Source organism: Kluyvera genomosp. 3 (assembly GCF_011765685.1).
GTDB classification, from domain to species: Bacteria; Pseudomonadota; Gammaproteobacteria; order Enterobacterales; family Enterobacteriaceae; genus Kluyvera; species Kluyvera georgiana_A.
Genome location: NZ_CP050321.1, coordinates 4,608,372 through 4,622,028 on the forward strand (window position 1 = coordinate 4,608,372; position 13,657 = coordinate 4,622,028).

Here is a 13,657-nt window from a genome sequence, read left to right on the forward strand (position 1 = left end):
CTCTTACGCTTCAACAATTGCCAGGATGTCGCTTTCAGACATGATCAACACTTCTTCATTGTCGATCTTCTCAGATTTCACGCCGTAGCCATCGTTGAAAATCACGATGTCACCAACTTTAACGTCCAGCGGCTGCACGGTTCCGTTTTCCAGGATGCGGCCCTTACCGACAGCGATGATTTCGCCACGAGTTGATTTTGCTGCCGCAGAACCGGTCAGGACGATGCCGCCAGCAGATTTGGTTTCAACTTCTTTGCGTTTGACGATCACACGATCATGTAACGGACGAATACTCATTGATAGCTCTCCTTTGAGAAAGTCATTATCAGTTATGGGTGACGCCGGGCCGTACACGGTTTTCCGGCTAGTGCCAGAGAGATGGGGGTGGTTATTTTGGCCTTCAAGGGGTCACCCTAAAAAAAATTTCGTACCCGATACGAATCGCGATAAATCGCTGAAATACCGGCTTAGAACAGCACAATGCCGCGGGGTCATAAGAAGAGGTGATGTGTTAAAATTTTGCCCTTTGCCAGGGTATGGAAACAAGTCATGTCAGGTCTGAAACAGGAGTTGGGTTTCGCTCAGGGAGTGGGGTTATTGTCGACGTCGCTGCTGGGCACCGGCGTGTTCGCCGTTCCGGCGCTGGGCGCCATCGTCGCCGGGGAGACCAGCCTGTGGGCCTGGCCGGCGCTAATCGTACTGGTTTTCCCGGTGGCGATCGTCTTCGCGCTGCTTGGCCGGCACTTCCCCAGCGCAGGCGGCGTCGCGCACTTTGTGGAGATGGCCTTTGGCCCGCGCCTGGCACGCGTCACCGGCTGGTTGTTCCTGTCGGTGATCCCCGTCGGTCTGCCCGCCGCGCTGCACATCGCCTCGGGCTTTACCCAGGCGCTATTTGGCTGGCACGGCTGGCAACTGCTGATGGCTGAAATGGCTACGCTCGGCCTCGTCTGGTGGCTGGGCCTGCGCGGCGCCAGTTCGAGCGCGAACCTGCAAACGCTGGTTGCGATATTAATTGTCGCCCTGCTGGCCGCAATCTGGGTCTATGGCGATATCTCATTGAAAGCCATCCCTTTCCCGGCGCTTCCGGATGTCGAAATATCGCCGCTATTCGCCGCGCTGTCGGTCATGTTCTGGTGCTTTGTCGGCCTGGAGGCGTTTGCCCATATGGCCTCGGAGTTCCGCCATCCGGAGCGTGACTTCCCGCGTGCGCTGATCGTCGGCCTGCTGCTAGCGGGTATCGTCTACTGGGCTTGTACGGTGCTGGTACTGCACTTCCACGCTTACGGGGCCGCCAACACCGCCGCTGCGTCGCTGCCGACCATCGTGGTACAGCTGTTCGGCGTGCAGGCGCTGTGGGTGGCAAGCGTGGTCGGGTTCCTCGCCTGCTTCGCCAGCCTTAACATCTATATCCAAAGCTTTGCCCGGCTGGTGTGGTCGCAGGCGCAGCATAAGCCAGAGAGCTATCTGGCTCGCCTCTCCCCCGGCCTGGTGCCGCGCAACGCGTTAAGCGTGGTGATTGGCAGCTGCATGGTGAGCACGCTGGCCAGCTACTGGCTTAACATCAATCTGGATGCGCTCATCATTTACGCCAACGGCATTTTTATCATGATTTATCTGCTGTGCATGCTGGCAGGCTGCAAGCTGCTCAGCGGGCGTTACCGGGTATTGTCGGTGATGGGCGTGGCGCTGTGCCTGCTACTGCTGGCGATGGTGGGGTGGAAGAGCCTGTACGCGGTGATAATGCTGGCTGCGCTGTGGGTGCTGCTGCCGAAAAGGAAGGCATAGACTTAAAAAGCCGGAGTGCATAACGCGCTCCGGCTTTTATCATTACGATGGCTTAAGGACGGCTATCGTCTTTATGGTCCAGTTGGTCAGGGCGCTCGTCTTTACGCTGATACTCCCCGTCAAAGGTCTGCCCGCCGTTGGTGCCACCGGCAAAACCGCCACCCGGCATGCGCCCAAAATGCAGGTGCGGCATCAGCTTCACGGTCAGGTGCTTCTGCACCGGCGGCAACAACAGTACCAGCCCCAGGAAGTCGGTAAAGAAGCCCGGCAGAAGCAGCAGAAGGCCCGCGAGGATCAGCGATACGCTTTTGATCATCTCCGCCGCCGGGCTTTCGCCCGCCTGCATTTTTTCCTGCATCAGCATCAGGTTTTTGAAGCCCTGGTTACGGACCAGCGACATGCCGATCACCGAGGTAAAAATAACCAGAATCAACGTCATCAGGACGCCAAACACATGGGCGACCTGGATAAAAATAGAGATCTCAATGTAAACATAGAGAAATATGGCAATTAACGGTATCCAGCGCACTGGCATCTCCTGTGAAGTCAACAACGCGTATCACGCGCTTGCAGCGAGTCATCATTCTCTGCACTAAATTGAAATGGTGGTGAATCGCCGCATTTCAATCAGCGGCGGCCCATATTTTTGTCAACAATCGTCAAGCGGTGATTCATTTCACAAATCAATAATTCTTATCAGTTACGTCTGATAATAAGTGATCCAGATTACTGCAATCCGCTATCATCAGCATATGATCATGGACACCGGGCCGTTTAAGGAAATAATCTGCGGTCAGAAAAACGCATGACCACAAAAATCCTGCGTATTTGGTGAAATCATTGGCAGCTCGCAAAAGAAGGTTCACATGCTAAACAACATTCGTATCGAAGAAGATCTGTTAGGTACCAGGGAAGTTCCTGCTGACGCTTACTACGGCGTTCATACTCTGAGAGCGATTGAAAACTTTTACATCAGTAATAGTAAAATCAGCGACATCCCGGAGTTCGTTCGCGGGATGGTCATGGTGAAGAAAGCGGCGGCCCTGGCGAACAAAGAGCTACAAACCATTCCTAAGGGTGTGGCGAATGCCATCATTGCGGCCTGTGATGAAGTTCTGAATAACGGCAAATGCATGGATCAGTTCCCGGTAGACGTCTATCAGGGCGGCGCGGGCACCTCTGTCAACATGAACACCAACGAAGTACTGGCGAACATCGGCCTGGAGCTGATGGGCCACCAGAAAGGTGAATACCAGTACCTGAACCCGAATGACCACGTCAACAAATGCCAGTCCACTAACGATGCCTACCCGACCGGTTTCCGCATCGCGGTGTACGCCTCTATTGTGAAGCTGGTTGACGCCATTCATCAGTTAGGTGAAGGCTTCCAGCGTAAAGCCGTTGAGTTCCAGGACGTGCTGAAAATGGGCCGTACCCAGCTGCAGGACGCGGTACCAATGACCCTGGGCCAGGAATTCCACGCCTTCAGCGTGCTGCTGAACGAAGAGACCAAAAACCTGCTGCGCACCGCGGAGCTGCTGCTGGAAGTAAACCTTGGCGCCACCGCCATCGGTACCCGTCTGAACACCCCGGATGGCTACCAGCAGTTAGCGGTACAGAAACTGGCGGAAGTCAGTAATCTGCCGGTCGTTCCGGCAGAAGATCTGATTGAAGCGACCTCCGACTGCGGCGCATACGTCATGGTCCACAGCTCGCTGAAACGCCTGGCGGTGAAAATGTCGAAGATCTGCAACGACCTTCGCCTGCTCTCCTCCGGCCCGCGCGCAGGCCTGAATGAAATCAACCTGCCGGAGCTGCAGGCCGGTTCTTCTATCATGCCAGCCAAAGTGAACCCGGTCGTTCCAGAAGTCGTGAACCAGGTGTGCTTCAAGGTTATCGGCAACGACACCACCGTCACCATGGCGTCTGAAGCGGGCCAGCTGCAGCTGAACGTGATGGAGCCGGTGATTGGCCAGGCGCTGTTTGAGTCTATCCACATCCTGACTAACGCCTGCTACAACCTGCTGGAAAAATGCGTCGACGGCATCACCGCGAACAAAGAAGTGTGCGAAAGCTACGTCTACAACTCTATTGGTATCGTCACCTACCTGAACCCGTTCATCGGCCACCACAACGGCGATATCGTCGGGAAAATCTGTGCCGAAACCGGAAAGAGCGTGCGTGAAGTGGTACTGGAGCGCGGCCTGCTGACGGAAGCGGAGCTGGACGACATCTTCTCGCCGCAGAACCTGATGCACCCGGCCTACAAAGCGAAGCGTTATACCGATGAAAGCGAACAATAGTCTTTCTGACTAATAAACTGAGGCATGTCATGATGACATGCCTTTTTTGTTTCTACAATTCACGAAAACACAACAATTACATATCAACTTGGTAAACAAGGAAGGCTAATATGTTTGGAGCAGAACTGGTCATTGTGCTTCTTGCCATCTACCTGGGGGCAAGACTCGGGGGGATAGGCATCGGCTTTGCCGGCGGCTTCGGCGTGCTGGTGCTGACGCTGATTTTTCAAATAAAACCCGGCGCCATACCGTTTGACGTCATTGAAATCATTATGGCGGTTATCGCCGCGATTGCCGCCATGCAAATCGCCGGCGGGATGGATTATCTTGTCAGCCTCGCCGAACGACTGCTGCGTCGGCACCCCAAATACATCACTTTCCTCGCTCCGCTGGTCACCTGGTTTATGACCATCCTCGCGGGGACCGGACACACCGCGTTCTCCACGCTACCGGTGATTACCGAAGTGGCGAAAGAACAGGGCATCCGCCCTTCCCGCCCGCTCTCCATCGCCGTGGTGGCCTCGCAGATTGCGATTACCGCCTCGCCGATTTCGGCGGCGGTGGTGTTCTTCGCCGGTATCCTTGAACCGATGGGCGTGAGCTACCTGACGCTGCTGGCTATCTGTATTCCGGTAACGCTGATAGCCGTCCTGCTGACCTCCATCGTTTGTAACTTCCTCGGCTGCGAACTGAAGGACGACCCGGTGTACCAGGAGCGTCTGGCCAAAGGGGAAGTACGCCTGCGCGGCAGCAAGGTCTTTGAGCTGAAGCCGCACGCTAAGCGCTCGGTGCTGCTGTTCCTGGTCGGCATTGTCGCGGTGATGTTCTACGCCACCGCCATCAGCGATACGGTAGGGTTGATTCAAAACCCGGTACTACCGCGTAACGAAGCGATTGTGGTGTTTATGCTGACCATCGCCACGCTGATCTGCATCACCTGTAAAGTCGATACCGGTGAAATCCTCAACGCCAGCACCTTTAAGTCCGGGATGAGCGCCTGCGTGTGCGTGCTGGGCGTCGCGTGGCTGGGTGATACCTTCGTGAAAGCGCACATCGCCGATATTCAGGCGGTAGCGGGCGATCTGCTGCACAACTACCCGTGGCTGCTGGCGGTGGTGCTGTTCTTTGCCGCAACGCTGCTCTACTCCCAGGCGGCGACCACGAAAGCGCTGATGCCTGCGGCGCTGATGCTTGGCGTCACCCCGCTGACGGCAATTGCGTCTTTCGCCGCCGTCTCCGCGCTGTTCGTATTGCCGACCTACCCAACGCTGCTGGCGGCGGTAGAGATGGACGACACCGGCTCCACTCGGATCGGCAAATACGTGTTTAACCACGCGTTTCTGATCCCGGGGGTGATTGCCATTGCCCTCTGTGTCATCCTCGGCTTCATCTTCGGCGGGTTAATGCTCTAACCCTGTGACGCTGTGTAAAAATCGTTAAGGTCGGGCCGCTCTGCGGCCCGATTCACTCAACCCTCTCCAGGTGCCGTGCTATAGTGCCTCTTTTCATCGATAACGAGGTTTACAATGAGCACTCCCGACGCTGTAGTGGTCCTCTGTACTGCTCCGGATGAAGCCACCGCCCAGGACCTGGCAGCCAAAGTGCTGGCAGAGAAATTAGCGGCCTGCGCCACCCTGCTACCCGGCGCGACCTCGCTATACTATTGGGAGGGGAAGCTCGAGCAGGAGTATGAAGTACAGATGCTGCTAAAAACCGATCTTGCCCACCAGCAGGCGTTGCTGGACTGCCTGAAGGCGCATCACCCGTACCAAACGCCAGAATTGTTAGTGTTACCCGTTACTCACGCAGATGTTGATTATCTCTCATGGCTCAACGCATCCTTACGCTGATCCTGCTGCTGTGCAGCACCTCAGCCTTCGCCGCCGGGTTATTTGATGGACCCGGCCGCAGCAATTTTATTCCTGCTGATCAAGCCTTTGCCTTTGATTTTCAGCAGAACCAGCATGACGTAAACCTGAGCTGGCAGGTGAAAGAGGGCTACTACCTCTATCGCCAGCAGATCAAAATTAGCCCGGCCAACGCCAGCATTGCTCCGCTACAGCTCCCCAAAGGCGAACCGCATAACGACGAGTTCTACGGCAAAAGCGAAATCTACCGCCAACGCCTGGTGGTGCCAGTGACGTTGACACAGGCCAGCCACGGCGCGACGCTGACGGTGACCTATCAGGGCTGCGCCGACGCGGGGTTCTGCTACCCGCCGGAAACCCGAACCGTGCCGCTGAACGCGGTCTCTGCCCTTTCCCCCTCCGGGGAGAGTGGCGACACCAGCGCGGACTTACCATTCTCCGCCCTCTGGGCCCTATTAATCGGCATCGGCATCGCCTTCACCCCCTGCGTGCTGCCGATGTATCCGCTGATCTCCGGCATCGTCCTCGGCGGTAAACAGCGCCTCTCTACCGCTCGCGCGCTGCTGCTGGCCTTTATCTACGTGCAGGGGATGGCGCTGACCTACACCGCCCTCGGCCTGGTGGTGGCCGCCGCCGGGATGCAGTTCCAGGCCGCGTTGCAACATCCGTATGTGCTGATCGGCCTGTCGGCGGTGTTTATCCTGCTGGCGCTGTCGATGTTTGGCGCCTTCTCGCTCCAACTGCCATCTTCCTTGCAGACCCGCCTCACCCTGATGAGCAACCGCCAGCAGGGCGGCTCCCTCGGTGGCGTGTTCACCATGGGGGCGATTGCCGGGCTGATTTGCTCGCCGTGCACCACCGCGCCGCTGAGCGCCATTCTGCTGTATATCGCCCAGAGCGGTAACCTGTGGCTTGGCGGTGGTACGCTGTACCTGTACGCGCTGGGCATGGGGCTGCCGCTGATTCTGGTCACCGTATTCGGCAACCGCCTGCTGCCAAAAAGCGGGCCGTGGATGGCGCATGTTAAAACCGCCTTTGGCTTTGTGATCCTCGCGCTGCCGGTGTTCCTGCTGGAACGGATTATCGGCGACGTATGGGGGCTGCGGCTGTGGTCGATGCTCGGCGTGGCGTTCTTCGGCTGGGCATTTATCACCAGCCTCGGGCTGAACAAACCGTGGCAGCGCATTGGGCAAATCATCCTGCTGGCCGCGGCGCTTATCAGCGTGCGCCCGCTTCAGGATTGGGTCTTTGGCCAGACGGCCACGCAGAGTCAGGCGCATCTCAACTTTACCCGCATCAGCAACGTCGAGTCGCTGAACGCCGCGCTGGCTAACGCTCGCGGTAAACCGGTGATGCTCGACCTGTACGCCGACTGGTGCGTGGCCTGCAAAGAGTTTGAGAAGTACACCTTCAGCGACCCGCAGGTGCAGCAGGCACTGCAAAATACGGTACTGCTACAGGCGGACGTAACGGCTAACAGCGCGCAGGACGTAGCGCTGCTAAAACATTTACAGGTACTGGGCCTGCCGACCATCCTCTTCTTTGATGAAGACGGCAACGAGCAGCCCGCCCTACGGGTAACCGGCTTTATGGACGCCGCCGCATTTCGCGCGCATTTGCGCGATCGCCAACCGTAGACAACACTTTGAGACGGATAGCCGTCGGGAACGGAGGAGAATACCGTGCAACGCGAAGATGTATTGGGAGAAGCCCTACAGCTCCTGGAGCAAGAAGGGATTGCAAGCACCACGCTGGAAATGGTGGCCGAGCGCGTGGACCGTCCGCTCGATGAACTGCGCCGCTTCTGGCCGGACAGCGAAGCGCTGCTGTATGACGCGCTGCGCTATTTAAGCCAGCAGGTAGAGACCTGGCGTCGCCAGTTGATGCTCAACGAAGAGATGACAGCCGAAGAGAAATTGCTGGCTCGCTATCCGGCATTGACCAACTGCGTGACCAAAAACCGCTACCCCGGCTGCCTGTTTATCGCCGCCTGCACCTTCTACCCGGACGCCGAGCACCCGATTCATCAGCTCGCCAACCAGCAGAAGCAGGACGCGTTCCACTTCACTCATGAGCTGCTGACCCAACTGGAAGTGGATGACCCCACGATGGTCGCGAAACAGATGGAGCTGGTGCTGGAAGGCTGCCTCAGCCGCATGCTGGTCAATCGCAGCCAGGTTGATGTAGACACCGCGTACCGCCTGGCCGAAGACATTCTGCGCTTCGCCCAGTGCAGGCAGAACGGCGCGCTGACCTAGGCCAGCATCCCTGCCCACGCAGATGACCGACCAGTGGCAGCGCGATTTGTGCAAACGCGCGGCGTAAACGCGTAGATTGCCGCAATAGTAAGCAGTTGAACAGCTTTTCGCTGATTTTGGTTGACGCGAGTGAGCGACTACGGTTTAATGCGCTCCGTTGCCCGGATAGCTCAGTCGGTAGAGCAGGGGATTGAAAATCCCCGTGTCCTTGGTTCGATTCCGAGTCCGGGCACCACTTATTCAGAAAACCCAGCCTATGGCTGGGTTTTTGCTTTTTGGAACCATGCTACCTTTCAAGCCTTATCAAACGTCCGCCGCAGAATCCGCCCCTCCCCCCATTTTCACCTCAACTGGTTTCCGTTACCCTATAGCCGCAGGCATCGCGACAACCGCCTTGCCACGCATCCTCAGGGTTTCCCATGACCTTCAAACAAAAAATCCTCCTCAGCGCCTGCCTGGCCGGGCACCGCGTGCGTTACAACGGCACCGATAAATCCTGCACCGCAAACCTGCTGCAACAATGGCACGATGAAGACCGTCTGGTTATTCACTGCCCGGAGCTGGCGGCGGGACTAGAGACGCCGCGACTGTCGGCGGAGATGATTAATGGTCAAGGTATCGACGTGTTAAACGGACGGGCGCGGGTGGTGGAGAGCGACGGGCGCAATGTTACACAACCCTACGTGCTGGCCGCCTGGCTGGCGCTGCAAACCGCGCAGCAACACGGCTGTCGGTTTGCGATTATGACCGACGGCAGCCCCACCTGCGGCAGCCTGCACGTTTACGACGGCTCGTTTCGCGGCATGAAGGTACCGGGCGAAGGGGTAGCGGCGGCGCTGTTGCGCGAGCATGGGGTTGAGGTGTTCAGCGAGTTTCAGTTGGAGGCGCTGCAGCAGCGGCTTGATGAGGTTGAGGGAGCATAGATCCCTCCCGCCCGCCCGGCATCGGTGCAATGCGCCTCATCCGGGCGACCTGATACTTTACGCCTTCCTACTTCAGAGAAAGTCCCCTCATGGAAATTTATAATCCAGATCACGGAAATTAATTTCTAAATCATAAAACCTATTTCCGTCCTCCCCTTGTTAAGATCCCTCCCGAGAGCCACTGCGGCCTCAGCGCCGCATAATAAGAGGTGCACTCCATGCGTAAAGATTTAACCAGTAACGAGCTGAGAATTTATAAATTCTGCCAGGAGCACCCGGCCGACGTTTATAAAATGAAAATTCATGAACTGGCCGAGCGCGTTTATACCACCGCACCGTCTATTTCGAAACTGGTTAAGAAATTAGGCTTTAATAATTTTCAGGAGTTTAAGGTCGATGTTCGCGACGTATTCTCCATGTCGCAAAACTCACAGCATCATAATGCCTTCGTGAGCGAGTATCTCCAGGAAATGCAGGATGCCTTAACTAAGGTTTCCGAGAGTAAAATAAAAGCCTTTTGTGATTTTTTATCCACATGTAACACGATTATTACCTGGGGATATGGAACTTCGGATAGCGTGGCAAATTATGTCAGCTATAACCTGATGGTGCTGGGCTTTAATATCCTCAATGAAACAGACTATACCAACTGTAATGTGCGTAGCCGCTTTCTGACCGCCGATGACTGCGTGTTGATTGTATCCAACAGCGGCGAGTCGGAAATGCTGGAAGAAATCATCACCAATGCGCGGAAAAACGGCATCAAAGTTGCCGCCATCACCAGCCGGGAAAATTCGACGCTGGCGCTTAAGGCCGATGCCGCCCTGATCTATAAAAACGCCATTATTAAAAACACGGCATTTGAAAATATTAGCTATCCGATTCAGATAGCCATCATCGACATCATGCTTTTTCATTTATCCAATGTCAGAAAAGTATCACTGAAATTTAATTCAAAGGTAGAAGACTCATGACCCAACTTAAACTCGTTGTGATTGGCGCTGGCAGCAGCTATACCCCTGAACTGATTGAAGGGGTAATTATTAATCATCATCAGCTGCCGATATCCCATATTGCTTTTGTCGACATCGAAATGGGCAAAGAGAAAATGAACATCATTTTCGAGCTCACCAAAAGAATGCTGGCCAAAGCAGGCTTACCGATTGATGTCAGCCAAACCTTCGACCGAAAAACAGCGCTACAGGAGGCGGATTTCGTAGTGACGCAGCTGCGTGTCGGCGGTATTGACGCTCGTATCGTCGATGAGAAACTGCCAAAATCATACGGTTTTATTGGCCAGGAAACCAACGGCGCGGGCGGGATGTTTAAAGCATTGCGCACCATTCCGGTGATTATCGACATTGCCAATGAAATGAAAGAGATTTGCCCTAACGCGTGGCTGATCAACTTCACCAACCCGGCTTCCATGGTGACCGAAGCGGTTCTCAAATACAGCAGTAACAACCGGGTGATTGGCCTGTGCAATGGCCCGATCAATATGACCCATCAGGTTGCCGGCCTGCTAAATGTTGACGTTGCCGATTTGTACGTTGAGTTCAAAGGCTCCAACCACATGAACTTTATTACCAAAATTCTGCACAACGGCGTAGACCGCACCCGGGAAACCATCGAGATAATCAACGCAGCGGATGTCGACCAACTGAGCTTTAAAAACGTCAGCAACGAGCAGTTTAATAAAGAGCTGCTGGCCGCCACCAACCTGATCCCATCCTCGTATTTAAAGTACTACCTTAAAACCACCGAGATGCTGGCAGAGCAGGAGGCCGCCGAGCTATCACGTGGTGAAATCGTCAAAAATATCGAAGCCGAGCTGTTTAAAAAATACAGCGACGTCACGCTTCAGGATAAGCCTAAAGAGCTGGAGGCCCGCGGCGGCGCGCTCTATTCCACTGCGGCGCTGAACGTCATTCGTGCCATATACCTCGATGATAAGAGCATTCAAACCGTCAACGTTCGCAACGGCGGCGCGATTACCAATTTACCGGAAGATGCGGTAGTGGAAGTGAACTGCGTCCTCACCCGTAATGGCCCAATGCCAATTTGCACCGGCGAAATTCCGTCTCCCGCCAAAGGTATTGTGTCGATGATGAAGGACTATGAAGCGCAGATCGTCAAAGCCGCCGCCACCGGCGACTATCAGGCACTGATCGCAGGCTTCCTCTTCAATCCATTATGTTCAAGCGACAATAAGGGCGTTGAGCTGGTGAAAGAGATGCTGCGGGCCAATAAAAAGTATCTGCCGCAGTTCGCCAACAAGATTGAATCACTCTAATCGCGGGAAGACACCGATGAAATGTAAAGCTTTTGATACCAACGCCGCGCTGGCCGAGCAGGTGGTTAGCGAACTCTCAGCGCTTAAGCCGCATTCCCGCGTGTTAATCCCTTCGGGGAGCACACCGCGCTGGGTTTACGACCTGCTGGCGACAACGAAGGTTGCCGAACATCTCACCTTCTTTGCGCTGGATGAATGGGTTAACGTGCCCAGCGAGTCCGATGGCAGCTGCCTGAGTATGATTAATCAGGACTTTGTGCATAAATGCGCGCATCCGGTGCAGTTAATCCATTTTGATCCTTACGCCTCGACGGCGCAGAACATTGCCCATTACAACGCCGCGCTCAACGGCGCAGAGTTTGATTATGTGATTCTGGGTGTCGGGATGAATGGACATATCGGCTTAAACGAACCGGGCGTTTCTTTTGCTGAGGATTATCTGCAAACCAAACTGGATGACGTCACCATTAACGTCGCCAGCCACAAATACTTTTCCGGCGATGTCACGCTCAGCGAAGGCATTACCGTGGGGCTGGGTAAAATCATTAAAGCCAGCAAAGTGATCGTCATTATTAACCACGAGGATAAAAAAGGGATTTATCAGGAGATCGTGGACGGTGATGCTCATCACACCGAAATCCCGGCCATTTATATTAAGCAATTCCCGCACGTTAATTACTACATTACCAAAAACCTTCAAGGGTAAGCGGAAATGAGCATAACCTCTCTACTCGAACAAAAGATGTTGCCGTTGGCCGAGAAAATCTCGTCAAACATCTATTTAACCGCCCTCAAAAATGCCTTTATTGCCCTGATTCCTTTTTTAATCGTCGGCTCCTTTTTCCTGCTGCTCACCAACTTTCCGATTAGCGGCTACAACGAGTTTATGACCTCGCTGCTCGGAAAAGGCACGCTGGATAAGCTCAACTACGGGATTAACGCCAGCTACGGATTAATGACCCTGCTTGTGATTATCACCTTTTCAAAGGAGTTAGTCGAAAAGCTCAACCTCAGCCAGAGTGCCGCTATTTTGCCGGTAGCGATCTTCTTCTTAATGCTGCCTGGAAGTATCACTACCGAGTCTGGCACTCTTGTTGATGGGGCTTATGCGCTGCTGGACTTTAGTTCGGAGTCGATGTTTTTAGGGATCATTGTCACCCTGGTCACCATCAAGATGATTGAGTTCCTGGAGCACAGGGCCTTTACCATCAAGATGCCAGACAGTGTGCCACCCGAAATTGCCAGGTCGTTTAAATCGCTGGTCCCCATTCTTGTGGTGCTACTGTTCTGGATAATCGTGAAGGTGCTATTTGAGCACACCCATTTCGGCACCCCAGGAAAATTTATCAGCGTCGTGCTGCAACAGCCGCTGCTCTATTTAGGCAACTCCATCTTCTCGCAGCTTATTGCCGAGATGATGATCAGCCTGTTCTGGTTCTTCGGCATTCACGGCGACTCCATAGTATCATCGGTGATGGGGCCAATCTGGCAAACGCTTAGCGCGCAGAATCTGGCGCAAACCCAGGAAGGTCTGGCGGCGACCAATATCATCACTCAGCAGTTCAGGGATGTGTATTTGATTGCCGGCGGTACCGGTTTTACCGGCGCGCTGCTCATCAGCATCTTTATGGTCGCGAAAAGCACGCGCCTGAAGCAGCTTTCAAAGCTGGCGGCCCCGGCTGCCATTTTTAATATTAACGAGCCGGTGATTTTTGGTCTGCCGATCGTACTCAATCCACTGATGCTTATCCCATTTCTGCTAACGCCAATGGTGCTCTGCACGATAACCTACGTGGTGATAGCACTCGGCTGGGTGCCGCCAACGTCCGGGGTTGCAATTCCGTGGACGACACCGATCTTTGTATCCGGGTTTTTAACCACCGGGATTTCCGGCGTAATTTTACAAGCGGTGAATCTGGCTATCGCCACCGCGATTTATACGCCGTTCGTGAAGATGTTGGACAAGCAGTATCTGCATGAAGAACATCAGCCAGAAAGCGCGGTGGATGAACGACAAACTCAGCGATAGGAGCCAGAAACAGGCCGGGGAACAGTCGCTGCTGGTCACCCGGCGAATCAACAACCCGCGCCAGGACTCCCGCATGCTGCTGGCCACGCAGCACTCGGCTAACGGTCAGGTCACCCAATGAATTAAGCGCGAGTTTGGCCCGCAGGGCGTGCTTAGCGGGATTTATGCTGATTTATTGCATCGGCAGGGTTAGCGCCT

13 protein-coding genes, 1 tRNA gene and 1 pseudogene are annotated in these 13,657 nt (G+C 54.8%); 13 read left to right on the plus strand and 2 right to left on the minus strand.

Annotated features, from left to right (window positions below; genetic code table 11):
• Positions 1–3 precede the first annotated feature (3 nt).
• Positions 4–297, minus strand: coding sequence for a co-chaperone GroES (locus tag GY169_RS21515; RefSeq protein ID WP_003855929.1), 294 nt, complete (start codon positions 295–297; stop codon positions 4–6).
• A gap of 252 nt (positions 298–549) precedes the next feature.
• On the opposite strand from GY169_RS21515, the gene yjeH reads away from it, so the two are divergent.
• Entirely contained in the window at positions 550–1,785 is a 1,236-nt protein-coding gene (gene yjeH, locus GY169_RS21520; protein ID WP_167577076.1) for an L-methionine/branched-chain amino acid transporter, read from the plus strand.
• A 52-nt stretch (positions 1,786–1,837) separates the two neighbouring features.
• Here yjeH and GY169_RS21525 read toward each other — a convergent pair whose 3' ends face one another.
• Positions 1,838–2,314, minus strand: a complete 477-nt coding sequence (locus tag GY169_RS21525; RefSeq protein ID WP_167577077.1) for an FxsA family protein — start codon at positions 2,312–2,314, stop codon at positions 1,838–1,840.
• Positions 2,315–2,651: 337 nt separating this feature from the next.
• Between GY169_RS21525 and aspA the strand changes: the two genes are divergently transcribed.
• The 12 genes and pseudogenes from aspA to GY169_RS23505 all read left to right on the plus strand — a co-directional run.
• A complete protein-coding gene (gene aspA, locus GY169_RS21530; RefSeq protein ID WP_163447343.1) occupies positions 2,652–4,088 on the plus strand; it encodes an aspartate ammonia-lyase in 1,437 nt (478 codons plus the stop codon).
• Between the two features lie 110 nt (positions 4,089–4,198).
• The gene (locus GY169_RS21535; RefSeq protein ID WP_163447342.1) at positions 4,199–5,500 is read left to right on the plus strand and encodes an anaerobic C4-dicarboxylate transporter; all 1,302 of its coding nucleotides are present in this window, start codon (positions 4,199–4,201) and stop codon (positions 5,498–5,500) included.
• A 114-nt stretch (positions 5,501–5,614) separates the two neighbouring features.
• Positions 5,615–5,938, plus strand: a complete 324-nt coding sequence (gene cutA / locus GY169_RS21540; RefSeq protein WP_064546792.1) for a divalent cation tolerance protein CutA — start codon at positions 5,615–5,617, stop codon at positions 5,936–5,938.
• Positions 5,914–7,593 carry a protein-disulfide reductase DsbD gene (locus GY169_RS21545; RefSeq protein ID WP_167577078.1) on the plus strand — a complete coding sequence of 560 codons (1,680 nt, stop codon included), beginning with the start codon at positions 5,914–5,916 and terminating at the stop codon, positions 7,591–7,593. The genes cutA and GY169_RS21545 overlap by 25 nt, the downstream gene beginning before the upstream one ends.
• 45 nt (positions 7,594–7,638) lie before the next feature.
• Entirely contained in the window at positions 7,639–8,214 is a 576-nt protein-coding gene (locus tag GY169_RS21550) for a transcriptional regulator (protein WP_163447339.1), read from the plus strand.
• Between the two features lie 159 nt (positions 8,215–8,373).
• Positions 8,374–8,449, plus strand: a tRNA-Phe gene (locus GY169_RS21555).
• 184 nt (positions 8,450–8,633) lie between these two features.
• A complete protein-coding gene (locus GY169_RS21560; RefSeq protein WP_167577079.1) occupies positions 8,634–9,137 on the plus strand; it encodes a DUF523 domain-containing protein in 504 nt (167 codons plus the stop codon).
• A gap of 218 nt (positions 9,138–9,355) precedes the next feature.
• Positions 9,356–10,111, plus strand: coding sequence for a MurR/RpiR family transcriptional regulator (locus GY169_RS21565; protein WP_163448683.1), 756 nt, complete (start codon positions 9,356–9,358; stop codon positions 10,109–10,111).
• Positions 10,108–11,430: a 6-phospho-beta-glucosidase gene (locus GY169_RS21570; protein ID WP_167577080.1), complete on the plus strand. Its 1,323-nt coding sequence runs from the start codon at positions 10,108–10,110 to the stop codon at positions 11,428–11,430. Before GY169_RS21565 ends, GY169_RS21570 begins: the two co-directional genes overlap by 4 nt.
• Positions 11,431–11,446: 16 nt before the next feature.
• Positions 11,447–12,136 (plus strand): 6-phosphogluconolactonase, encoded by a 690-nt coding sequence (locus GY169_RS21575; protein WP_167577081.1) that lies wholly within the window; start codon positions 11,447–11,449, stop codon positions 12,134–12,136.
• Positions 12,137–12,142: 6 nt separating this feature from the next.
• Entirely contained in the window at positions 12,143–13,459 is a 1,317-nt protein-coding gene (locus GY169_RS21580; RefSeq protein WP_167577082.1) for a PTS sugar transporter subunit IIC, read from the plus strand.
• A gap of 13 nt (positions 13,460–13,472) precedes the next feature.
• Positions 13,473–13,652, plus strand: a pseudogene (locus tag GY169_RS23505) (LysR family transcriptional regulator); the annotation flags it as partial.
• Positions 13,653–13,657 lie beyond the last annotated feature (5 nt).